22 protein-coding genes and 2 pseudogenes are annotated in these 23,126 nt (G+C 59.0%); 11 read left to right on the top strand and 13 right to left on the bottom strand.

Annotation, left to right across the window (positions count from 1 at the left end):
• Positions 1-90 precede the first annotated feature (90 nt).
• The 3 genes and pseudogenes from PLD_RS03250 to PLD_RS03240 form a co-directional block, all read left to right on the top strand.
• Positions 91-531 (top strand): annotated as a pseudogene (locus PLD_RS03250) (cupin domain-containing protein); the annotation flags it as partial.
• A gap of 196 nt (positions 532-727) precedes the next feature.
• A complete protein-coding gene (locus tag PLD_RS03245; RefSeq protein WP_159889790.1) occupies positions 728-3,538 on the top strand; it encodes a TrlF family AAA-like ATPase in 2,811 nt (936 codons plus the stop codon).
• Positions 3,539-3,826: 288 nt separating this feature from the next.
• On the top strand, positions 3,827-4,678 hold the full coding sequence (locus PLD_RS03240; RefSeq protein ID WP_159889788.1) for an AAA family ATPase: 852 nt from the start codon (positions 3,827-3,829) through the stop codon (positions 4,676-4,678).
• 27 nt (positions 4,679-4,705) lie between these two features.
• Here PLD_RS03240 and PLD_RS03235 read toward each other — a convergent pair whose 3' ends face one another.
• The 3 genes from PLD_RS03235 to PLD_RS03225 form a co-directional block, all read right to left on the bottom strand.
• Entirely contained in the window at positions 4,706-6,232 is a 1,527-nt protein-coding gene (locus PLD_RS03235; RefSeq protein WP_159889786.1) for an IS66 family transposase, read from the bottom strand.
• A 62-nt stretch (positions 6,233-6,294) separates the two neighbouring features.
• Complete coding sequence (gene tnpB / locus PLD_RS30560; RefSeq protein ID WP_159889784.1) at positions 6,295-6,630, bottom strand: IS66 family insertion sequence element accessory protein TnpB; 336 nt, start codon at positions 6,628-6,630, stop codon at positions 6,295-6,297.
• The gene (locus PLD_RS03225) at positions 6,627-6,944 is read right to left on the bottom strand and encodes a transposase (RefSeq protein WP_159889782.1); all 318 of its coding nucleotides are present in this window, start codon (positions 6,942-6,944) and stop codon (positions 6,627-6,629) included. Before PLD_RS03225 ends, tnpB begins: the two co-directional genes overlap by 4 nt.
• 80 nt (positions 6,945-7,024) lie before the next feature.
• On the opposite strand from PLD_RS03225, the gene PLD_RS03220 reads away from it, so the two are divergent.
• A complete protein-coding gene (locus tag PLD_RS03220) occupies positions 7,025-8,362 on the top strand; it encodes an AAA family ATPase (protein ID WP_159889780.1) in 1,338 nt (445 codons plus the stop codon).
• A gap of 785 nt (positions 8,363-9,147) precedes the next feature.
• The gene (locus tag PLD_RS03215; RefSeq protein WP_159889778.1) at positions 9,148-9,873 is read left to right on the top strand and encodes an HNH endonuclease; all 726 of its coding nucleotides are present in this window, start codon (positions 9,148-9,150) and stop codon (positions 9,871-9,873) included.
• A gap of 157 nt (positions 9,874-10,030) precedes the next feature.
• Here the strand turns inward: PLD_RS03215 and PLD_RS03210 are convergent, their stop codons facing one another.
• The gene (locus PLD_RS03210) at positions 10,031-10,309 is read right to left on the bottom strand and encodes a DUF3077 domain-containing protein (protein ID WP_159889776.1); all 279 of its coding nucleotides are present in this window, start codon (positions 10,307-10,309) and stop codon (positions 10,031-10,033) included.
• A 430-nt stretch (positions 10,310-10,739) separates the two neighbouring features.
• Here PLD_RS03210 and PLD_RS03205 point away from each other — a divergent pair, with 430 nt between their 5' ends.
• Positions 10,740-11,417: a phytanoyl-CoA dioxygenase family protein gene (locus PLD_RS03205; protein WP_159890811.1), complete on the top strand. Its 678-nt coding sequence runs from the start codon at positions 10,740-10,742 to the stop codon at positions 11,415-11,417.
• Between the two features lie 15 nt (positions 11,418-11,432).
• Here PLD_RS03205 and PLD_RS30385 read toward each other — a convergent pair whose 3' ends face one another.
• The 3 genes from PLD_RS30385 to PLD_RS03190 form a co-directional block, all read right to left on the bottom strand.
• Entirely contained in the window at positions 11,433-12,005 is a 573-nt protein-coding gene (locus PLD_RS30385; RefSeq protein ID WP_218575846.1) for a DUF1963 domain-containing protein, read from the bottom strand.
• An 86-nt stretch (positions 12,006-12,091) separates the two neighbouring features.
• The gene (locus PLD_RS03195) at positions 12,092-12,280 is read right to left on the bottom strand and encodes a DUF6360 family protein (protein ID WP_256674531.1); all 189 of its coding nucleotides are present in this window, start codon (positions 12,278-12,280) and stop codon (positions 12,092-12,094) included.
• A 2-nt stretch (positions 12,281-12,282) separates the two neighbouring features.
• Entirely contained in the window at positions 12,283-12,546 is a 264-nt protein-coding gene (locus tag PLD_RS03190; RefSeq protein WP_159889772.1) for a hypothetical protein, read from the bottom strand.
• A gap of 227 nt (positions 12,547-12,773) precedes the next feature.
• Here PLD_RS03190 and PLD_RS03185 point away from each other — a divergent pair, with 227 nt between their 5' ends.
• Complete coding sequence (locus PLD_RS03185; RefSeq protein ID WP_159889770.1) at positions 12,774-13,202, top strand: hypothetical protein; 429 nt, start codon at positions 12,774-12,776, stop codon at positions 13,200-13,202.
• 191 nt (positions 13,203-13,393) lie between these two features.
• On the opposite strand, the gene PLD_RS03180 is transcribed toward PLD_RS03185, so the two are convergent.
• The 4 genes from PLD_RS03180 to PLD_RS03165 all read right to left on the bottom strand — a co-directional run bounded on the left by PLD_RS03180 (position 13,394) and on the right by PLD_RS03165 (position 17,754).
• Positions 13,394-13,852: a hypothetical protein gene (locus tag PLD_RS03180; RefSeq protein ID WP_159889768.1), complete on the bottom strand. Its 459-nt coding sequence runs from the start codon at positions 13,850-13,852 to the stop codon at positions 13,394-13,396.
• Positions 13,853-14,060: 208 nt separating this feature from the next.
• Entirely contained in the window at positions 14,061-16,241 is a 2,181-nt protein-coding gene (katG, locus tag PLD_RS03175) for a catalase/peroxidase HPI (protein WP_159889766.1), read from the bottom strand.
• A 257-nt stretch (positions 16,242-16,498) separates the two neighbouring features.
• On the bottom strand, positions 16,499-17,071 hold the full coding sequence (locus PLD_RS03170) for an HD domain-containing protein (RefSeq protein WP_159889764.1): 573 nt from the start codon (positions 17,069-17,071) through the stop codon (positions 16,499-16,501).
• 125 nt (positions 17,072-17,196) lie between these two features.
• Complete coding sequence (locus tag PLD_RS03165) at positions 17,197-17,754, bottom strand: helix-turn-helix transcriptional regulator (RefSeq protein ID WP_178116115.1); 558 nt, start codon at positions 17,752-17,754, stop codon at positions 17,197-17,199.
• Positions 17,755-17,943: 189 nt separating this feature from the next.
• On the opposite strand from PLD_RS03165, the gene PLD_RS03160 reads away from it, so the two are divergent.
• On the top strand, positions 17,944-18,285 hold the full coding sequence (locus PLD_RS03160) for a low molecular weight protein tyrosine phosphatase family protein (protein ID WP_159889760.1): 342 nt from the start codon (positions 17,944-17,946) through the stop codon (positions 18,283-18,285).
• A gap of 1 nt (position 18,286) precedes the next feature.
• Complete coding sequence (locus PLD_RS03155) at positions 18,287-18,733, top strand: hypothetical protein (protein WP_256674530.1); 447 nt, start codon at positions 18,287-18,289, stop codon at positions 18,731-18,733.
• Between the two features lie 235 nt (positions 18,734-18,968).
• On the opposite strand, the gene PLD_RS03150 is transcribed toward PLD_RS03155, so the two are convergent.
• On the bottom strand, positions 18,969-20,156 hold the full coding sequence (locus PLD_RS03150) for a PrpF domain-containing protein (RefSeq protein ID WP_159889756.1): 1,188 nt from the start codon (positions 20,154-20,156) through the stop codon (positions 18,969-18,971).
• Positions 20,157-20,406: 250 nt separating this feature from the next.
• On the opposite strand from PLD_RS03150, the gene PLD_RS03145 reads away from it, so the two are divergent.
• Both PLD_RS03145 and PLD_RS03140 read left to right on the top strand, forming a co-directional pair.
• Complete coding sequence (locus PLD_RS03145; protein ID WP_159889754.1) at positions 20,407-21,036, top strand: alpha/beta fold hydrolase; 630 nt, start codon at positions 20,407-20,409, stop codon at positions 21,034-21,036.
• A 326-nt stretch (positions 21,037-21,362) separates the two neighbouring features.
• Complete coding sequence (locus PLD_RS03140; RefSeq protein WP_159889752.1) at positions 21,363-21,983, top strand: LysE family translocator; 621 nt, start codon at positions 21,363-21,365, stop codon at positions 21,981-21,983.
• Between the two features lie 336 nt (positions 21,984-22,319).
• On the opposite strand, the pseudogene PLD_RS03135 reads toward PLD_RS03140, so the two are convergent.
• Positions 22,320-22,939 (bottom strand): annotated as a pseudogene (locus tag PLD_RS03135) (DUF2239 family protein).
• Between the last annotated feature and the right edge of the window lie 187 nt (positions 22,940-23,126).

Below are 23,126 nucleotides of genomic sequence, written 5' to 3'. Positions count from 1 at the left end.
ACTGCACCTTCAAGTGCAGAAGCTAATTTCAAATGCCTGTTTCTGGCCGAAATCAGCCTCAGCAACCAAAAAACTCCTCCTATCATCTAACTGGAGCGCAATCTCCCTCCCCACACCTCACTATTTAACTTTGCCCGCGGCCTGGACGTGACCATCCAATGGTTCTTCGCCAGCGAAAACCAGACCGCGCCCGAGGATCAGGATTACATAGTGCGCAAGAAACAGTGGCTGCAGGTAAATTGTGAGAACGGGATTATTGGTCAGCTGTTGACCCCACAACCGACACGGCAGTTGGAGTTTCTGCACTCACGCTTTCCGCCGGGGACGTACAGCAAGGAGAGTTATAGCCATGAGGGGGAAGAAGCCGGGTATGTGCTGTCGGGGAGCTTTGAGCTGTGGGTGGGGGAACGGTATTTTCAGCTGAATGAGGGGGATAGCTTTAGCTTTTCCAGCCAGGAGCCGCATAAATATGGGAATCCTGGGGAGGAGGATGCGGTGGTGTTGTGGGTGAGTACGCCGCCGACGTTTTGAGAGGGGATGTTGAGGGGGTTAAGCGAACGGCTGTTACCAGCCAGGAGCGGCCTTATATGCATAGGCGCTAAAGGAACTATTCAACCAACTGCACGCTGCCAGAACATTCTCGGTCAGCAGATTGCTAATACCTTATTGCGGATGGTCCTGATGGCCCTTTAGGCTGCCCTTCACCTGCAACTTTTAGAGATCCGCGATGGACGACTACCAAGGAATGCGATGGTTCAAGGCTGACTTTCAGGTGCAGACACCGGAAGATAGTAAGCACTGGGGCGACACCGACCTCCGACTAGGCAACCCTCGCAGACCAAAGGTTGGAGGAGCCCACGATGAGAGCGAAATAAGCAGCAAGGCGCAGGTTTTCCTCAGAAGGTGCCATGAGCTCGAGCTGCAGATCATCGGCATTACTGACCACAACTTTTCTGGTCAGACAGACCCGAGAGATTGGTTTCTGACTCATCTGATCGAGCAGAACAAGTCAGTCGCCGCAGAGCTGGAGCGCGAGATGATCCATATCCTGCCAGGCTTTGAAGTTGATATCGGCTATCACGTGCTTTGCCTGTTTGAACCTGTCAAGAGATCCAGCGATCTCGAACATGTCAACAAAGTGCTCATTCAGCTGGGCCTGCCTGAATCGCAACGGTTTGAAAGAGGCTTGCCGACGCCGCTGAGACGTGAAGACTCTCCAATCAGCTTGGCGAAGCTGTTGAAAATCGTACAGCACGACAATGACGGCATTGTGATTGCCGCTCACGCCGATCAAGAGGACGGCCTGCTTCAGCGCCCCAGCAACCGCCAGGATTACCAACTGCCTGACCTGCTGGCACTGGAGGTTACTCAGTACCCGCTGGGGCAGAAGATCTCGGACATATTGACTGGCAAAAATAGAGACTGGACTCGCTCTGGAAAGCAGCCGGCCTACGTGCAGTCCTCAGACGCAAAGTCGCTGAAAGTGGATGAGCACGGCAACTCTAAACCCAACTCTTTGGGCTACCGCCACACCTGGGTCAAATGCTCGCGTCCGTCCATCGCCGCGCTAAAGCAGGCCTTCCTCGACTCCGACTCGAGGATCAGCTTGGAAAGGGCGAACCCCAGCGAGAGGGAGACTTTTCCGCGGATCGTCTCGATAACGGTGAAAGGGCTGAAGTACCTGGAAGACCAAACAGTCAATTTTTCGCGCAATCTCAACACGCTAATTGGCGCCCGCGGTACCGGGAAATCGACGATCCTTGAGCTCTTGCGCATCATGTTTACCCGAGACGAGGCGGGAACCATTTCAGAGAAGGCGAAGCTCAAGGCTCAGCGAGCAAAGCAAACCTTCACTCCTGACACCGAGATTCTGGTCGAGTGGGAAGGCATTCCGGGCCAAGTCGACGTGCTGCGCTACTCGCCGAGCGATGACCTGTCGCTTATTGTAGGGACTGCGCACGATCTTTCGGCGTACCTGCGACATCTGCCGATTCAGTTCTACAGCCAGCAACAATTGAGTGAGCTCACTGCACCAGGCGGACAATCTCAGTTGCTGAGTCTGATCGACGAGATATGCGCAGCGCAGCTCGAAAAGCTTCAAGGCGAGGAACGTACAGTTGCTGCTGACATCAAGCGACTGTTCGCCGCACAGGATCAGATGCGCGCCATCGAGCATGAACTCGACGGTCTGAAGCAAGAGCTCGTCGAGATTGATCGACAATGGCAAGCGCGCAAGGACGTTCAGGGTGAGGCGGCAGCCTACCAGCGCGCTACCCACGCCAAACGCTACTTCCAGAATCTAAGCGATAGCTTCGAAAAGGATGTCGGTGCAGTCGAGAGAACCCTGGAAAGTCTTACTTCTGCTGAAAGCTCCCCTGCCGCAGTTACTGAGGCCTGGCCACATTCACGCTGGTTCACCGAGCAGACAGCCAAGGTAGCTACACACCGAGCGACCTATCAGCAGAAACTGGATGCGTTGCTCACCGAAATGCGGAACGATTTCGCCACTCTGTTCTCCGAGAACCAGCAATGGTGTGAGATATCAGCGGACCTGGACGCTGCTCACTCCAACTTCATCGCAGCATGCGCGGCAAAAGGTGTTCAACCTAGTGATGTCAGCCGCCTTCAGGATCTGGATCGGACCAGGCAAACCAAGCAACGAAGCCTGGAAGACAAAGAGCTGCAGTGGAAGGCGCTGGAGAGAACCCCCGAGGAGTTGGAAGAGTCTCTTAATCGACTTTTCGGGATCTGGGCAGAGCAGTGCCGGCTACGCCAGCAGGCATCATTGGAAATCACGGAGAAAACTAAAAAGACCATTCGCGTCACCATAACCCCCATGGCCAACAGATTGGCGTTCATGTTGCTTTGGGGGACTTTGGAGCCCGACCGCCGATCGCGTGTTGGGAGAGAGTGGGATGGGATCGGCGATTACCTGTTCAGCAGCTTCCTGGCCTCTCCTTCTCCTCAGAAGCCCAGCCCCTGGGAGTACATCAATTGGGTGATGGAGGACACCTCTAGATTGCCAAGCATTCTTCAGCAATTTAAAACAGATCTGCCCCCTTATCTGACAACTGTTCAGGAAAAATGGCGCTCACTGCGTGTATCACGAGTACCAGACCTGATCGACATTGAACTCTACCGGCAGGATCACACCCTCATTGGCAGCGTTGAGGGCAACCAGCTATCCGAGGGTCAGCGAAATACCGCGATTCTCAATCTATTGCTGGTCCGAGGAGACGGCCCGATAGTCATCGACCAACCGGAAGACGAGGTCGACACCAGCTTCATCTACAAAGATCTGGTTCCGCTGTTGAGGCAGTCCAAAACCCAGCGCCAGCTCATTCTGGCGACCCATAACGCCAACCTACCAGTCAACGCGGATAGCGAATTTGTCTACGCGCTGATGTCGGAAGGTGGGAAGGGGCGCGTCTTGGCGCAAGGCGGCACGGATCTCAAGCAAACCGCAGCGGCCATCCTCGACATCATGGAAGGATCGGAGGAAGCGTTTAAGAGACGATTCGAGAAGTACCATTTTTAGGTACTCCTCGGAGCAGTACGGCGGCTGAGGTTAGAACCGGAGCCGCCTAGCAGCTCTGCCTGCTGACCGCGCAAAACCGTGCTTTCTCGGCTTTTCAGGTCGGCCTCGTGACATATCAACCTCACTACAGAAGCATCCTTCGGCTGGCCTCAAACCAGTTCCGACATATCATCGGAGACACCCTGATAACTTCCGTCATAGGTCAGGTGGCAGGCATCTAATGCCTCGCCTATGCTCCTTCTCGCCAACAGAGATAGCCCAAGGCCACTAGCATTCAGGAGTCAGGTTGTGATCACGGAATTGAACATAGATGGCGTCACCAGTTACAGATCCAAATCTACTCTCTCGCCCATCAATAAGACATCGCTCATCTACGGACTCAACGGAGCAGGAAAGAGCACCATCTCCGAGTTTTTGTACAATCAGAGCGCGCCACGGTTTGCTAAATGCAGCCTGAAAACCAATCAGCCGTGTGAAATTTTGGTGTACAACCAAAGCTTCCTGAACGACTACTTTTACGAAGAGGATAATTTAAAAGGGATTTTCACCCTCTCCAAAGAGAACAAGGTTGCACTCCAGCAAATCGAAGCAGAAACGAGAGAGCTGGAGAAACATCTGGCCGCTCAGCAAGAAAACTCAAAGCTAGCCATAAACAATGCAGCCAAACTCGACCAAGAGAAGATAAAGGCGAGCGGAAAAGTCTGGGAGATCAAGACGAATTTCTCGGGTGGTGATCGCGTTCTGGAGTTTTGCCTAGAAGGCCTCAAAAGAACAGAACTCCTTTTTCAGCATATTATTGGGCTGCCTTTACCGGAAAATACACCGGGCTACACAGTTGATGACTTGAAGGTAGAAGCTTCGTCAATCGAAGGCGAGGGTGCAGCTCCATTCACGAAAATCTCAACCCTTTCCGCTGGCTGGCTCGGTATTGAAGGGGACTCCCTCTGGTCTAAGATCATTGTCGGCAGCCAGGAAGGTTCAGTTGCAGAGTTCATCACTCAAGCTGGCAATTCTGACTGGGTGAAACAAGGGCTCCAGTACGTTTCAGATGATAAAGACCGTCAAGCCTGCCCTTTCTGTCAGCAAGATACGATCACTAAGAGCATCATTGATTCCATCCGCCAAGTCTTCGACGAGTAAGCGTCTGCCCAACTCACGTTGCGTAAGTCAGACAGATACCCACTGATGCGGCAGCAGTTGGTCGATCTCACTCGCCCGTTGCGTCGGCAACCGCGTCAGCACATCTTTGAGATAGGCATACGGATCGTGCCCATTCATGCGCGCCGACTGGATCAAGCTCATGATCGCCGCCGCCCGTTTGCCGCTGCGAAGCGATCCGGCAAACAACCAATTCGAACGGCCAAGCGCCCACGGTCTGATCTGGTTTTCGACTGGATTGTTGTCTATGGGGACAGCGCCATCATCCAGGTAGCGCGTCAGCGCGATCCAGCGTTTAAGGCTGTAATCCAAGGCTTTGGCCGTCGCTGACCCGTTGGGCACAAGATCGCGCTGGGTCAACATCCAGTCGTGCAGTGTTTTTGCCAGCGGCGCTGCTTTTTCTTGCCGTATTCGGCGGCGATCCTCATCGCTCATGTCCCGCGCTTGGCGTTCAACTTCGTACAGGCCACCAATCGAGTGCAGCGCCTGTTCGGCCAGCTGACTTTTATTCGCCACGTGCAGATCGAAAAACTTGCGGCGGGCGTGGGCCATGCAGCCGATTTCGATCATGCCTTTCTCGAAGCCAGCTTTGTAGCCAGCAAAGTCGTCGCACACCAGCTTGCCGTTCCATGAGCCGAGGAAGTTACGTGCATGCTCACCTGCCCGGCTCGGGCTGAAGTCATAGACCACGGCCTTGAGCACCGAAAACGGCGTGGTGCAGTAAGCCCATACATAAGAACGGTGAGTTTTCTTCTGTCCGGGCGCAAGCATCTGCACCGGCGTCTCGTCGGCATGGACGACTCGTTGGGCCAAAACGGCTTCTCGCAAGGCATCAACCAGCGCCTGAAGCTGCACACCGGTCTGTCCAACCCATTGAGCCAGTGTGGAGCGCGGGATCGCTAAACCGGCACGTCCGAAGATTTTCTCCTGCCGATACAACGGCAAGTGGTCAGCGAACTTCGCAACCATCACATGGGCCAGCAGACCTGCGGTTGGGATGCCTTTGTCGATCACTTGGGCCGGTACTGGTGCCTGGATCAGTGTTTCGCACTGACGGCAGGCCCATTTCCCACGCACATGCTGTTCGACGGTGAACACGCCTGGCGTGTAATCCAGTTTCTCGCTGACGTCCTCGCCGATGCGCTGAAGTTGGCAACCGCAAGTGCACTGAGTGTTTTCTGGTTCGTGATGAATGACGGTACGTGGAAACTGCGACGGCAGCGGCGCGCGCTTTGGCTTTTGGCGCGCTACTTCTGGAGCAGGAGTCGGAAGCAGTGCCGTCAGCTCGGCGTCGATAGCCTCAAGATCGGTGTTAAGAAGATCGTCGAGCAAGCTGCCTTGCTCAGGACTGATCTGCTCGCTGCGCTTGGCAAACCGGTGCCGCTTGAGGATCGCGATCTCGTGGGTCAACTGTTCGATGATGGTTTGATCGCGGTGGTTCTTTCTGCCCATGGTGTCGACCTTCGACATCAACTGCGCAGCGAGTGCACGCAGTTGGTCGGGGGTCATGTGGTCGAGGTTTGGCATAGAAGTCATGCCGTGGATTTTACCAAAGCCGACCGCGTGCGACAGCGTGTTCTGGGTTTAATTACAGCTTTTTAAAGGATCGTGATTGCACCGCCAGCGCCAACGCGCTGCCAAGGCAAACCAAGTACCAAGGCCTGAAGTTGCTCACTATCCAGTTCCAACTCGCTGCCTTGTCGTATGCCTGGCCAGTGGAATTTTCCTTGGTTCAACCGCCGTGCCGCCAGCCAAACGCCGATTCCGTCATGCACGAGAACTTTCATACGATTGGCCCGGCGATTGGCAAACAGATAAGCGCAGTGCGGCTTCGCCGCACCGAATACTGCGATCACTCTGGCCAGCGCAGTTTCGGTGCCGGCACGCATATCCATGGGTTCGGTGGCGAGCCAGATGGCGTCAATGCGGATCACTTGGCAAGCTCTCGGATAAATCGAGCGCACCCATCAGGATCGGACACTGGCCACTTCACGGCGATGGCTTGTTCGCCAACGGGTATCTCGATGATCGCCAATGCCTCTGACGGCCGCTTAGGAGGAGCCTTCAACGGGACAAACGCAGGCAACGCGGGCACTGAGCTGTGCCGGTAAAGCGGCAGCCATTTACGAATGACGTTGGCGTTGATGCCGTGAGCGATGGCGACGCTTGAAACGGTGGCGCCGGGCTGAAGGCATTCCTGAACGACCTGGGCTTTGAACGGTTTGGGATAAGAGCTTCGTTGGCGCATGAAAATCCTGGCGATTAAGGGCGATGGTGTCCGCTTAAAAATACGCGGACACCATCGCCCTTAATGCTGGAGTTTTGAAGGTGACTTGGCCAGACGCTTACTTCGACGAGGCCTACGAGCAAGATGTTAAGCAGTTGGAGTCAATCAGGATTCGATATGAAGCACAGGCCTCCAGTCTGAATCTGCAAGACATTTCAAACTCTCCGCTTGCCAGCAAAGAGCTTGTGGAAGCGTGGAACATTGCCTGTGAAGCTTTGAAGGCGTCGATCCGCGAAAATATCCTGCACATTGGCAACAAGATTAAAAGCCCAAGCACGCCGGTTGTCCTCACCGATACCCAATCCGCCGTTAACGTGATCAACGATTTGATCGGCGGCCTGAACAAGCTGATAGAGGCACATAACGAAAAGCTGGCGAACAAAAAAAAGACTCGGGATGAAATAAGATCACGCTTTTGGACGCTAATGCGCTGGGACTATGATCAGACGATTTCTACCTACTTCCAGTCAGCTTCAGACCTCAAAGACGAGGCCAGCAAGATAAGCCAAAAAGCAACAAAGCTAAATACCGATGTGACATCTTCGAGCGACAAGCTTGCAACTCTAAGAAAACAAACCGTCAACATCGAAGAGTCAATCGAAAATATCAATGCTGGACTGATTGAAATTGGCATAGATGGTTTTTCTGTAGTGCCACACGGAGAAAATTTCTACAGAGTTTCTAGGGCTACCGATCAAGCGAATGCATTTCACTCGCTGAGCGAGGGCGAGAAAACCGTTATTAGTTTTCTATACTTCATGGAGCTTTGCAAAGGACAGAAAACCGCCACTGCGGTGCCTCAAGCCAAAGTCGTTGTGATTGATGATCCTATCTCCAGTCTTTCTCATCTCTACGTATTCAATATTGGACAACTCATCAAGAAATACTTTATCAACGATAAATTATACACACAAGTTTTTGTACTCACTCATAGTTTGTACTTCTTCTACGAGCTAACACACACAAACAAAGAGAAACGCGCGGAGACACAGAACTTATTCAGAGTTGTCAAAAACTCAAATGGCAGCTCTGTAATTTCGATGAAATACGAAGAGATCCAAAACGACTATCAGTCCTATTGGTCGATCATAAAAGACCAGGCCTCACCACCTGCACTCATTGCTAACTGTATGCGAAACATTGTCGAATATTTTTTCAACTTTGTTCAAAAAAAGGATTTCAATAACGTCTTCCAAAAACCTGCCCTGTCGACTGATAAGTTTACGACGTTCTACAGATACATGAATCGAGAGTCGCACTCCTTGGGCCAGAATATTTTTGATATAAAAGAATTTGACCATGATGTTTTCAAAGATGGCCTGAGGTTGATTTTTGAAGAATGTGGGTATTCAGAGCATTACCAGGCGATGAGCAAATAGATGCCGACGCGCTTGAAAGGAGTTTGTAAATTAGGGACGGATTACAGAAACTATAGTGGCCCCATGTAAGAAAGATGCTTTTCAAGCTAGCTTGAGCGCAACCCATGCGGTTGACGCGGAGCTGAGGCTTTTGCAAATTCCCATGGATAGTTCTTCACAAATTATTGGATAACTGTAGGGGATAAACCTTTTCCGGCCTGCGGAAAAATTGGAGCATGACAGCGGTCTACTTACCTCGGTGTAGCGAGCAGATCACCGCACCGAGGCGTAGCATGACCAAAGATTGGCCTAATGAAGAAATGCGCCAAGCATCGCTCGGCAACACACAAAAGTCAGTAATGGTGAATACAGCCGGCGCAGAAAATGTCCGACCAATCACCGTGAACATATCAACGGTAACAAAAATATGGCGTCTAAAGCCCTTATCCCTAGGCTGACGGGGACGTTCCGTATGGGTAATTAGTTTGAAGCTAAGACGCTTGAGATTGTCCATGAGACCGATATGCTGAGTACACCATTAGCAAAGCAGAAAGCCACGACGGCAGCCAGGAAAAATCCGACATGTAGAAATGGTATCGGTTAAGTTGATGTAGTGCAGATCACCTCTCACACGTTATGGCAGGCTACTGTCGACACAAGGAGCCTAGGAGTAAAAAAGAAATCCCCAGAAATAGGTAATCAGTTTCACCTAAAAGACTTATTAAATCGATCGAAGGTCGACACATAGCTTAACATTCACAATTTTTCCGGACACAACTACTTACTCAACCTTTTAGGGAGATGACATGGCATTCTCACAAAAAGTTGCAACCCTATTGGCATACCGCTCAGGTTACATCTGCAATAATCCAGAATGTAATGTTCTCACGATTGGGCCCGCATCTTCCGACCCACATCTACGAACTAAAAAAGGAGAGGCCGCCCATATAATTGGAGAAAAAAAGGGCGCGGCGCGATATCAAATCATGGAGAAGGCATACATTGAAAGCGATCAGAATGGAATCTGGCTTTGCGTGGCCTGCCACACTCTAGTTGATAAAAATAATGGTATAGATTATGACGCAGCCACTCTATCTGCATGGAAGCGTAGCCACGAAGAACTTATGTCAGTTTTACTTAAGACGCATCGGAGCCCGTTACCATTGATTCAGCGATTTAGCTCCAACGCAAAAGTTGCTCAAGAAATTGTAGACACCTTGGCCCTCAAGGGAGTGTTACATGAGTCACATGGCCGGGAAAATCCTGAATTTACAATCCGATCCATTGATAGAATTAGACATAAATTAATGAGACTGCTAAGTAAATTTGATTTTGACAGTAGGCTCAGAGATATCTGCGAAGGTCTAATAGCTGCTTGTCGAGAAGTCATGAATGAAAACACAAATGATATAAGATTCCTAAACTCCTACATCGACGTATTTCGTAAAAAAGTTGGCAAGCGACTGTACCAGCTGGAGAAGGATTATGACTGCAAAATTGCTGGTCAAGCCGTATGGATAGTAGGGCCTTAGATATAGAAGAGCTGAATCGTACCTGGTTTCGCACACGCCTCTTAATGATCGTTTTTGGCCGGAAAGCTGCCCCTCAGCTCATAAAGACGTCGCTTATCAAGCAGCGATAAGCGCCGTCTCTTTGAACTTCGCACGATATTGTCCGATTTCAGCCCCCCTACCTAGCTCGCTCTTCCCCCAACCCCAAACACACATCATCAATCACTGCCTTACCCATCTCCGCCAAAAAGTGCGAAGCCCAAGCGTAGCGCTCCCCCTGCTCTTCCATAGCAGCATCCAGCGCTAGCTTCTTGGCGTAGAAAAGCAAAGTAGAGGCGTGCTCCAACGCCTGCTGCAAAGGCACGTCAGCATTCACGCGAAATACCTCTAATTCAGGATCGGCACAACTGCCAAAGGTGACGAAACCCAGTGTCTTGACTGAGGCAGAACTGCTCATCGGACACCTCCTACAACAGCCAGGAGACGGGTATTACGAAGGGAAAATCCACACGGATTACGGGCGTACATGATTGAAACTCCCATATCGGTAATGAGAGCTGCCACCTTCGTTCTCAGGCGAGTGGGTGGCAGCTGTGCGCGGGCTGAGAAACCGGAGATACAGGAACCCGGCAGACCCGAAGGTCTCCCACGCACAGCCGCCATAACACGAACAGACGGGCACAAAAATGCGCCTGCATTCATGGGCGGGCGCTTGTGCGCCTGCATCTTACCGGGTTCTCAGGCCCGGTCGCTGATTTTGCAGCGACCGCAGCAGACTAGGCGGTCTGCTCTGGGTCCGGCAACCGCTAAACCGTAGCCGGTTATGTCGTTCGGATTAGCGAGCCGTTATGCTCTCCCCCACCCCGGATAAGGACATCTGCCCCCTCATGATCGACCGCGAACAACTCCATCAAAACGGTTATTTGTTGCTGCGTCAGGCGGTGCCCGCCGCCTGGTTGGATGAGCTGCGGGCCACGTTCGAGGCGGGGGTGATCGGGCCTGAGCAATGGCCGGTGCCTCGGGGCCACGATTGGCGTCATGCGCTGGTGGATCTGGATGCGCGGGTGCAGGCGGTGTGTCGTTTGCCGGCGCTGTTGGCGGTGGCCGGGGAGTTGATCGGGGAACGCTTTTTTCTGGCTCAGGTGGAGGGCCGCGAGCCGTTGGCGGGGGGCGGTCATCAGGTGTTGCACCGGGACCTGTCGGAGCAGCGCCTCGGTGACCGGGTCACGGCGCTGGTCTATCTCGATGACTATGGGCCGGCCAATGGCGCAACGCGCATCGTGCCCGGCAGTCATCGCCCCGGGGAGCGGTTGGCGCCCTTTGATTTCAGTGATGAATCCCGTGTAGTGCAGTTGGCGGGCAATGCGGGGGACGTGCTGCTGTTCGATGCCGATCTGGTGCATGGGGCCAGCCTCAACCCCAGTGGTGCGCGCCGGCGTTCGCTGCTGATCAGTTATTCTGCCGAGTCGCTGTACGCCAGCCAGGAGCAAACCGCGAGCCTGCGCAATGTTCAGATGGACACCCGCGAGCGCTTCGACCCCAAGGATTTTGCCCTCGTGGGCTGAGGGCCCGCCCCCTTCTTATGAACTCTGGATGATCAGGGCCCCGGCCATCAGGTCTTCGTCATCAATGCCTTGCTTCAATAGCAAATAGCCGGTTCCGCCGACCAAGATGCCCTTGTGCCCTGGAGCGGCCCTGTTCAGCCGGGAGTTGTTGATCTGCAGCACATAGTTCAAGCCTGGGCGTGTCTCTTGATCCTGAATCCAGGCGGGTATTCCGGCGATCTTGGCCAGGCCGTTTTCGTCGCTGTCCTGCCCCGGATTTTCAACCACTTCGATTCGCCGCGCCGGGGTGATGGGCTGTCCGTAACCATCCACCTGTCGCGCCGCGGGTCTGTAGGCCAGCACCTTGCCACCCTCTTGCATGGCTTGATCGATGTAGGTATCGCTGACGATTGAGTAAGGCGTAAACAGCGAAACCACCAACTCGTCATTCAATTGCATGCCTGCGAGGTATCGATTGATAAAGCTGGCCGGCAGACTGGCAAGGTGCAGTAAGGGGGCGCCCATCGAGTCGGTGGGCCAAGGGATGGACTCAGGCAGGTAGGGGTTGCCGCCGAGGTAGGCGGAGTCCTGGTCAGGGTCTTCGTGCAAAAACACTAGTTCGTTAAACAGGGTCTGTTCCTCTCAGGTGTGCCGTTGCCCAGGTGGTTGCGTGGGCGCTGGTCTTGGGGCTGCTTTCAGTCAGCAAGGCGGCTGGCCAGACGTTGCAGTGCCTGGGCCAGTTCCAGGGCCTGTTCTGCCGTCAGTTCCACCGGGTCGTTGTGCGGGCTAGCGGCCTTGAGATGAATGGCACTGCCCTGCTCTATCCATAGGCGCACGGCGCCTTCGCTGCTCTCGAAATAATCCGTTGTGCGGTCAATCGGCATGCTCATTCACCTTGTGCGTGGGCGCTGGCCAGTTCCAGCAGGCGGGTGAAGTGGGCGATGGCGAAATACAGGTCATCGCGGGTGTCGCCGTCCCAGTCTTCGACGGCTTCGCGGGCGGCCTTGAGTGAGGCGATGCGGGTTTTGATCTCGGCGATTTCCTCGGTGCCGCACTGGGTGGCGATGGCCTCCCAGCGTTCCTGGGGAATGTTTTGCTGGACCGAAAGCCCGGCTCGGGCTTGGGCGATCAGTGCGGTGAGTTGGCTCATGGGGCTGGGTCCTGATGAGGCGGGAAGTTGACCGGCGGCCTTGCCGGGCCAGTGCATCGCTCCAGCGTGTGTGGGGCGCCGAGGCGGCGGATGGTAACCCACTCGCAGGCGGCTCGGCGTGGGTTGTGCACGCAGGTTTTTTAGCCCGCGTGTTGCCTTGGGTGCTTGGCAGCGCCGCAGGGGTCGGCTTCAATAACCGCCCTTTTTCATGTTCAGGAGCTAGAAGGATGCAGCTTTATTACCGTTGGGCGGCCGCGTGGGTCATGGCGTGGGTACTGGGAACCGGGCTGGCCCAGGCCGAGGAACGGCCACAGGTGGCGGGCAAGATCCTGGCCTACACCGGGCCGCACGGGGTGAAGGTCTGGACCTTGCGCATCGGTGAGCGCAGCGCCCATCAGGCGTTGGTGCAGGTGGAAGACGCCGACCACGACTGGAACATGCGCATTCAGAAAATGAACGTCGAGCAAACCTCGCGCGACACCCGTTACTTCACTCAGGTGGACGGGCAGAAGTTCGTGGTGCTGCTGCTTCAGGAAGGCTATGGCGAGCTGCATCTGCCGGGCGAGGCCAAGCCGCTGAAGGTGGGCTATGACAGCAACCTGTCCAGCTATGGCGATGCCCAGGCGTTTCTCAATGAGTACCTCAAGGCCCAGTAAGCGCGTGGCGGGCGCTACATGGCCCGCCCTGATTGCCGCCAGTCGAGCGCGAAACGCCTCGACCGCGCTGGCAAAAACGCCTCCCTAAGGAGGCGTTATCGTTTTACCCGGTCTGAAGTTGCCTTGAAGCTGATCAAGCGACTAGGGGCCATCACCTGCCGCCGCCTATCAGTCAGCTACCCTGCGCCGCATTAGGTCCGTTTGAAAAACAACATTGCGTCAACAAACCGCTGAGCCTTCTGCTGCGTGTCGACCTGCGAACTGTTCAGCACTCCACCTGCCTGGTTCCTGGTCTGCACGACCCAACGACCACGCTTTGAGTAGAGCGTGACGCTACCAATCGAGTTGAAATAGATACGGGTTTGCACCGCTTTGGAAGAAGTCTTGGAGCTGCCGGCTGCTATGGCTCCTACGCCGATAGGCGTTGCACTTGCAAAGCCACTGGTAGCAGAAATAGTCCCACTTCCGTAGCCAATGTATTCGTCCGTGAAGAACACTTGTTCGGGTCTGGTTTTCAGCGGTTGTTCCATCAGTACCTGTTCAATGATCGATTCCGCCTGACCCTGTGTAATAGGCAATGCCTTGTATTCAACAACCTTTGCTACACACCCTGTAAGTAACAGTAGCGCTGCAACGACAATAGCTTTCATCCCTGGCTCCCTGAATTGATGCAGGGCATTTTGCCATAGTGCATCCAGCACCGCGCGAGTTCACAGAGCCTTTTGCCTGATGCTGATTCTTCTGCTGGGTGGGTAAGAGGGTCGAGGAAATCGCCAGCACTTGCCACAGACAGCCGCAGCCCTCGACCTGAATACTCAAGTCGAGGGCCGCCAGTTGCTGGACGTTAATCCCCTGCCCTCAGCGTAGATCGAACCGATCCAGGTTCATCACCTTGTCCCAGGCGGCGACAAAGTCCTTCACGAACTTCTCCCCCGCATCCGCCGCTGCATACACCTCGGCCAGGGCCCGCAGTTGCGAGTTGGAACCCAGCAGCAGGTCAACCCGGGTGCCGCTCCATTTGTGTTGCCCCGTGACGCGGTCGCTGCCTTCGTACTGGTCACGGGCCTCGGACAGGGGTTTCCATTGGGTGCCCATGTCCAGCAGGTTGACGAAGAAGTCGTTGCTCAGGGTCCCCGGGCGCGCGGTGAACACGCCGTGGGGCGATTGCCCGACGTTGACCCCCAGCACTCGCAGGCCGCCCAGCAGCACGGTCAGTTGCGGGGCGGTGAGGGTCAGCAGTTGCGCTCTGTCCACCAGCAGGGCTTCGGCGGTGACGCCGCTGACGGGTTTGAGGTAGTTACGGAAGCCGTCGGCCACCGGTTCCAGCACGGCGAAGGATTCGACGTCGGTCTGTTCCTGGCTGGCGTCCATACGCCCCGGGGCGAAGGGCACGCTGATGCTGTAGCCGGCATTTTTCGCCGCCAGTTCCACCGCCGCGCAACCGCCGAGGACGATCAGGTCCGCCAGGGACACGCGCTTGCCATTGCTTTGCGCGCTGTTGAAGGCGCTCTGTACCCCTTCCAGGGCGCGCAGCACCTGGGCCAGTTGCTGCGGTTGGTTGACCTCCCAGTCTTTCTGCGGGGCCAGGCGAATCCGTGCGCCGTTGGCGCCGCCGCGCTTGTCCGAGCCGCGGAAGGTCGAAGCCGAGGCCCAGGCGGTGGACACCAGTTGCGCCACGGACAGGCCGGAATTGAGGATCTGGCCCTTGAGCTGCTGGATGTCCTGGGCGTCGATCAGCGGGTGGTTCACCGCCGGAATCGGGTCTTGCCAGATCAGTTCCTCGGCCGGCACTTCCGGGCCCAGGTAACGGGCGCGCGGCCCCATGTCGCGGTGGGTGAGTTTGAACCAGGCTCGGGAGAAGGCTTCGGCCAGTTGCTCGGGGTGCTGGTGGAAGCGCCGGGAGATGGCCTCGTAGGCCGGGTCGAAGCGCAGCGACAGGTCGGTGGTGAGCATCGACGGCGTGCGGCGTTTGTTCGGGTCGTGGGGGTCGGGCACGCTGTCGGCCCCGGCGCCGGCTTTGGGTTGCCATTGGTGGGCGCCGGCGGGGCTGGTGGTCAACTCCCATTCGTAGCCGAACAGGTGGTCGAAGAAGTCGTTGCTCCAGCGGGTCGGGGTGGTGGTCCAGATCACTTCCAGGCCGCTGGTGATGGCGTCGCCACCAACGCCTGTGCCAAAGCTGCTTTTCCAACCCAGGCCCTGTTCTTCCAGGCCGGCGGCTTCCGGTTCCGGGCCGACGTGGGTTGCGGGGCCGGCGCCGTGGGTCTTGCCGAAGGTGTGGCCGCCGGCGATCAGGGCCACGGTTTCTTCATCGTTCATGGCCATGCGGGCGAAGGTTTCGCGGATGTCGCGGGCCGCCGCCAGCGGGTCGGGGTTGCCGTTGGGGCCTTCCGGGTTGACGTAGATCAGGCCCATCTGCACCGCCCCCAGGGGGTTCTCCAGCTCACGGTCGCCGCTGTAGCGCTGGTCGTCGAGCCAGGTGGTTTCGCTGCCCCAGTAGACGTTGTCTTCCGGCTCCCAGACGTCCTGGCGGCCACCGGCAAAGCCGAAGGTTTTAAAACCCATGGATTCCAGGGCGACGTTGCCGGTGAGGATGATCAGGTCGGCCCAGGAGATCTTGCGTCCGTATTTTTGCTTGATCGGCCAGATCAGCCGCCGCGCCTTGTCCAGGCTGACGTTGTCCGGCCAGCTATTGAGCGGGGCGAAGCGCTGCTGCCCGCCCCCGGCGCCACCGCGGCCATCGGCGATGCGGTAGGTGCCGGCGCTGTGCCAGGCCATGCGGATGAACAGCGGGCCGTAGTGGCCAAAATCCGCCGGCCACCAGGGTTGGGAGTCGGTCATCAGCGCCAGCAGGTCGCGCTTCACCGCGGCCAGGTCCAGGGTCTTGAATTCGGCGGCGTAGTCGAAGTCCTCGGCCATCGGGTCGGACAGCTGTGAGTGCTGGTGGAGGATCTTCAGGTTCAGTTGGCCGGGCCACCAGTCACGGTTGCGGGTGCCTTCGCCGGCGGTGTGTTTGAACGGGCACTTGGATTCATTGGACATGGATCACTCCTTCGGTCATCGAAAACCTGCCGCTCGACGTTGGCCCCGGGTTGGACAACCGTGTGAAAAGCGTAGTGAAGGACAAGCGAAGGTAAAAATAGCTTCGCTTGATGACCCTGCCAGAAAAAAACCATGACCCGTGCCAGGCCCCCAGCGGGCGCCCTGCCCCCTGCCGGAGCCTGTTCATCCCTTTTCGAGTGCTGCCCAGGCATGCTCAACGGCGCCTGAGCCAGGCACCGCCGATCGTGAACCGCTGCTCAGTCCTGGGCGTCGAGGCGGCGCCGGGTGTCGGCATCGATCTGCTGGCGCAGGGCCTGGAACAACGGGCTGGCATCGGTGTAGCGGCGGCCGTAATCGAGGTTGAAGCCGTAGTCGAAATCCGCCGGGTTCTGGCCCTGGGTGTGTTGCAGCAGGGTTTCCAGCTTGTCCAGGGCCTTGACCGCGCGCGCCTCGGCGCTGGCGGCGCCTTCGTATTCGTCCCACAGCTCCAGCAGGCGCTGGCGGGCTGGGGCGTCCAGGGCCCGGGCGAGGTATTGCAGGTCGTCGCGTTCCTGTTGGCTCTTGTCCGGGTGGGCGGCCTGGGCCACCGCCGGGATATCGCCATGAATGGCCTCCCCCAGGTCGTGGACGATGCACAGTTTCAGCACCCGCAGCAGGTCCAGTTCGCCCAGTTGGTCTTCGAACAGCAACGCCATCAGGCACAGGCGCCAGCTGTGCTCGGCGGTGCTTTCCTGGCGGCCGCTGGAGGTGTGGGCGCTGCGCAGCACGTCCTTGAGTTTTTCCGCTTCACGGAGAAAGTCGAGACGGCCACTGAGGAGTTCGGGGGTCATGGACAAGCCTGCTGCACGTGAATGAGGCCCACGCCGTGGGGCGGCGGGCGAAGGCTTGCCAGACTAGCCAGCGGGCAGCAACCGGTCCACGGATAAAATATGCGTGGCGTGCCTCGACAAGCGCGTCAGAGGGTTTCCACCAGCCGCACGGCGTTGCCGTCGGACAGGTTGAGGCGGGTCCAGCGGCACTGGCTGGGGGCGATGGGCACGATGGCCGAATCGTTGTGGCCGCTGAAGAACTCCAGGGACGGCGGCGCCAGCACTGCGCGCCAGCCCAGGTCATCCAGGGCGGCTTCCTTGCGCACGATTTCCTCGGTACAAAAGCCCCACAGCGATTGGCCCAGCAGCTCGCTCAAGGGCACGCCGAATTGTGCGGCGCGGGTCGGCGAACAGGCCAGCAGGCGGTGGGTCAGGTCGCACACCAGGTGCACGGCGCGCGGGCTGTCATTCACCAGCCGCGCCAGGGCCTGATCGGCAGCGGCGCTGAGGTTGGCCGCCAGCAGGTGCTCCAGGCGCGCACGCTCCGCCGGTTCCATGGCCTGCCGGCCGTTTTCCCAGCGGGAAATGCTCGACTGCGCCACGCCGAACAGCTCGGCAGCGTGCTGCTGCTTGACCCGGTGCAACAGGCGCCAGCGCCTGAGGGCCAGGCCCAGATGGGGTGAGGTGAACAGGGCTGCGGACATGGCGTGAGCGATGCGAGTCAAGGGGCTGGCAGTTTCGCAGCCACAGCCCTTGGCGGGCAACCGGGGCTGACCAACGCCATTGGCCCATCCCGTCACAAGTTGCTGGACAGCGCGGCCAAAGCCCCGAAAAATCAGCGCCTTTGCCCCGCCCGTCACGGGCCGGGCGTCTGTGCCAAGGAGTTCGGCCCAATGCTCAATGTCTTGTTTGTCTGCAGCCAGAACAAGCTGCGCAGCCCCACCGCCGAGCAGCTGTTCGCCGACTGGCCGGGGATCGAAACCGCCTCCGCCGGGCTCAATCACGATGCCCAGGTGCCCCTGGGCCCGGAGCTGGTGCAATGGGCCGGGCTGATTGTGGTGATGGAAACCGGCCACCGGGAAAAACTGCGCAAGCGCTTCAAGGCGCAGTTGAACAACCAGCAGATCGTGAGCCTGAACATTGCCGATGATTACGACTTCATGGACCCGGCGTTGATCCAGTTGTTGCGCCAGAAGGTGCCGCCGTTTCTTCCCGATGGCGGCGAGGTTCGCTGATATGCCCCTGATCTTCAGGGCCCCGCCTGAGCTGCGGGTGGAACTGGACATCCTTGGCTACCAGTTCCCCAGCAGCCACGATCACCTGGACGCCAACTGGCTGATGGTGCAGGGCCGCATCGAGCATCCCCAGGGCGACTGGCGTTTCAAGGATGCCTGCCTGAGGACTCACGAGCTCGGTCAGTTGGCCCAGTGGCTACAGGCCCTGGATCAGCCCAAAGGCCCTCCCCGGCCCTGCTGGTTCACCGAGCCTTGCCTGGCGTTTCACTACCTGGGCGGCCCCGAGCCGCAGATCCAGATCCACTTTTGCCTTGAAGCCGCGCCGCCCTGGCTGAACCCGGAGCAACGGCTGGACGGCTGCCAAGTGACGCTGCCCCTGGCCTGCAATCCCGTGCCTCGGCTGCTGGCAGGGGTGGATGCCCTGCGCCGGGATTTCCCCCAGCGCTGAACCACAGCCGCCCGCCTGTAGCCGCTGCCGCAGGCTGCGATAGGCACCGAAGGGGCCTCGGCGCCAGGGGGATCGCCAGCGAGCCTGTGGCTCGTTCGCAGCCTTCGGCAGCGGCTACACGAAGCGAATGCAAGCGCTGGCGTCACGGGCAACTCTGTAGCCGCTGCCGCAGGCTGCGATAGGCACCGAAGAGGCCTCGGCGGTAGAGGGATCGCTGGCGAGCCTGCGGCAGTGGCTACAAGGCGCCAAGGGCGGCGATCAATTGCGGCGAGGCGTTGTACAGCGGTGTGCTGCCCTGCAACAGGATCTGTGCGCTGCGCCGGTAGGCGGCGCCGTCGATCAGTAGCTCCCCGGCCACCTGTCGGGCATTGATCAGGGTTTCCAGCACGCCGGCGGGGTTTTCAATCGCCAGCGGATATTCGCCCTTCCCTTCGCCTATCACCGGTGCCCGCGCCAACAGGGCATGGGCCACGGTGCCTTCGGCCAGGCAGGCCGCCGCCAGGCAGCAGCCGCCGGACACCGCCAGGGACGGGTGGGCGTTCTGCGGGGTGAAGTAGCGGGTGGCGATATCCCCGCCTTCTCGCGCCGGGCTGACGATGCAGATCTTCGGGATGGTTTCGCTGCGCCGTAGGTCGTCGGCGCTCATCAAACGGCCGTCGCGCTGGCGCAAGCCCATGCGCAGACCGCCTTGCACCATCAGTTCCAGCAGGCGCGCCTTGAACTGTGGGTCGGCGTCCAGTTCGGCCGGGCTTTCCTCGCCGGTCTTACCCAGGTCCGCCGCGCGCAGGATGACCATGGGCACCGCCACGTCGATGCAGGTGGCGGCGATGCCGTCCAACAGGTCGACCCGTTGCCCGGTGGGAAACAGCGCGCCGGTCTTGGCGCCCACCGGCTTATCGAGAAACAGGTCGACCCCGGGAAACACCCCGTTGACCCCGGGAATTCGCGTGTCGCTCAGCAGCCGACCGTCGCGCAGGCTCAGGCGTGCATACATCGTGGTCTGGGTGTTGCTGTTGTAGATCTCGATCTGTCCACCGCCCTCCCCGGGCTGCAGCCACCCGCGTTGCAGGGCGTACAGCGGCAGGGCCGCGGACAGGTTGCCGCAGTTGACGCTCCAGTCGATGGCGCTCTTGCCCGCCGCCAGTTGCGCCAGGGTGCTGATCATCCGCGTCTCGCCGGGGCGGCGTTCGACGATGAACACCTTGTTGCTGGTGGGCCCGCCGCGCCCCAGGCCGGTGATCTGGCTGTTGCCCGGCCACTCGCCGTGCAGTGGCACGCCCATCAGGTGGCGCAGCAGTTCTTCCACCAGGGCTTCGTCCCGGGGCAAGGCATCGCGAGGCAGGATCAACCCGGTGGAGGTGCCGCCCCGGACGTGGCACACCGGAAATTCGGGGATGGCAACAGGCTTTTGCGGATCTGACATGGCGGGCGCATCCGGAGTGGGCAAGAAGATCAGTCACTGGCTTGGCGAGCAACCCGCCAGGGCCCGCATGATAAACCGCCGCAGCGGATGCATGGGCGCCTGGTGCATCACCCGCCGCCATCGCTCGATGCGCGGCGCCGCACGCTGTGCCTCTTGCTCCTGACGCCAAGTCGCCGTATTTTTCTTGCCCGCCGCACGGTGCTGCTGCCAGCGCGAGCGTGTTAGCCGCCCACGGACCCGGAGCGATGCCGTGCCCCAAGCCCCCCAACAACTGCTGTTTCTGCCCGGCGCCTCGGGCAATCGTCAATTCTGGCAACCCCTGGCCGCGCAGCTGCGCCATCCGGCGCGCCAGGTGCACCTGGGCTGGCCGGGCTTCGGCGATACCCCGGCACAGCCAGACGTCCGGGGCATGGACGATCTGCTGGACCTGGTGCTGCAGCGCATCGACCAGCCCACCGCGCTGGTGGCTCAGTCCATGGGCGGCATCCTCGCGGTGCAAACGGCCCTGGCGCGACCGGAGCTGATCACCCATCTGGTGTTGAGCGTCACCTCCGGCGGCGTGGACATGGGCAAGCTGGGCGCCAGCGACTGGCGCAAGGATTACACCGCGGCCTACCCGCAACTGCCCCGCTGGTTCGTCGATGACCACAGCGACCTCGGCCCGCGCCTGGGGGAACTGGACATGCCGGTCTTGCTGCTGTGGGGCGACTGCGACCCCATCAGCCCGGTGGCAGTGGGTCAGCGCCTGGCCGCCCTGCTGCCCAATGCGCGCTTGCGCATCGTCCCCGGGGCCGAGCATGACCTGGGCCTGAGCCACGCGGCCCAAGTCGCGCCGTGGCTCGATGCGCACTTGCGCGGCGCACTCGACGGCGATACCTGACCCCTCCCAGCCCAGGCGCGCCTCACAAAGGTGCACGGGACACTTGCCTTGGCCCCGCTACGACCTCTATTTTTGCCCTCTCGCGCCCCGGCAGCCTGGCGCCCGCGATCGCGAGTGCGGCTGTGGCCGCGACTGTGACTGCTATTGCTATTGCTATTGCTATTGCTATTGCTATTGCTATTGCGACTGCGACTGCGACTGCGACTGCGACTGCGACTGCGACTGCGACTGCGATCATGACCGCTACTGCTACTGCTACTGCTACTGCTACTGCTACTGCTACTGCGACTGCGATGCAGTGCCACCCACGCCCTTTGGGAGACCTTATGAACCTTGCCACCTTGCTCCTGTTCATCCCCGCCTGCTTTGCCCTGAATATGGCCCCCGGCCCGAACAACCTGCTGTCGGTGAGCAACGCCACCCGCTACGGCTATCGCCAATCGTGCCTGGCGGGCATCGGCCGGCTGCTGGCGTTCGCCTTGATGATCGCCCTGGCCGCCGCCGGCCTGGCGGTGGTCCTGCAGACCTCGGAACTGTTGTTTCATGCCATCAAGATCCTCGGCGCAGGCTACCTGCTGTACCTGGCCTGGCAGCTGTGGCGCGCCAACCCCGGCCATGAAGAGCCCGGCGAAGCGGCCCGCGTCGGTCTGTGGGCCCTGGCCCGCCAGGAGTTCCTGGTGGCGGCGGGCAACCCCAAGGCGATCCTGATCTTCACTGCCTTCCTGCCGCAGTTCGTCGATCCGGCGCAGCCGATGGGGCCGCAGTTCCTGGTCCTGGGCGTGCTGTTTCTGGGGCTGGAGTGGATCGCCATCGGCGCCTACGCCTACATGGGCCTGCACATGCGCCGCTGGTTCGCCGCACCGCGCGGCAAGCGCCTGTTCAATCGCGGCTGCGCGCTGCTGTTGTCAGGGGCGGCGTCGGTGCTGCTGATGGCGCGTCGCGGCTAGAGAATCGTCCCTTCAATCGGACGGCTACCGTCCAGGCTTGAGGGATTCTGTACAAGGGGGCGATGCCTGAGGGGGTATGCATTTTGCTCAGCGTGGAGGCAGGACTCAATCCTATCCAGCGGGAGAAACTCCTCATGCGTAACACTGAGCAACTTCCGCATCACGCCGCCAAACCAAATGGCCGACGCGGTGCAGGCCACATAGCGGTGAATAGGCCAGCGCAAGTGAAGTCATACGCGACGGCCTGCGGGCATTGCGGCCTGACCTGCCTAGCCCGACGGGCCACTGCCGAAGAGCCTTCGGCGGCGGCCCGTCGGGTGCTGCAGCACTGACCTGTCAAAGCGCGCCGGCCAGGCGCAGGGCGTAGTCGCGGATATCCCCGGGCCAGTCCTGAATGCACTGTTGCAGGCGCGCAAGATCCGCGGCGAACAACGCCCGAGTGGCCTCTTCATAACCCGGAAGGTCGCCGCCCATGGCCAGCATGAACTGGTAGGCCGCCTCTTGCGCAGCCCGCTGTCGCTGTGCGTCGGTGCCATTGCGCCGCGCGTCGTCCACCAGCCGGCGCAGCACCGCCGAGGCCCCACCCGGCTGCTCGGCCAGCCAATCCCACTGACGCGGCAGCAGGGTCACTTCCGGGCGACGACCCCCAGCTTGGGCCGCCCGCGCCCACGGGGCGTGCGGTCTTCGGCCTCGACCGGGCGGCGTCGGCTGGCGCTGGCGGTAGCGCCCGGGCCGGGCGGCGGGGTAGCGGCCAAGCGCTGGCGTACCTCATCGGGGGTGCCACGCAGGTCGAGATCGACGACCCGGCCGCTGGCATCATCGAACACCAGCAGCGGTTGTCGCTCGCCACCTTCAGTGGCGCGCTTGACCGCCAGCGCGCACCTCCAGCAGCGGCCGGTCGCCAGCACACGCTGGGCCTGGAAGGCGGTAACGGGTTGGGCAAGGGAGTCGGACATGACAATGGCCTCAAGACAATGAGCGCCAATATTACCCGGATATTAATCAGGCTTTCAATATCACCCGGGTAATATTCTCAGGGCATCGAAATAGCCACGGGCATCGGACTTTGCACACTTGCGGTTGCGCTTCCCCGGGCTGTTCGTTGGGTTCTCGATGCCCCAGTCGCCCTCCATGTACCATGTC

Source organism: Pseudomonas sp. LD120 (assembly GCF_009861525.1).
GTDB lineage: Bacteria > Pseudomonadota > Gammaproteobacteria > Pseudomonadales > Pseudomonadaceae > Aquipseudomonas.
This window is presented reverse-complemented; position numbering and strand designations above follow the sequence as displayed.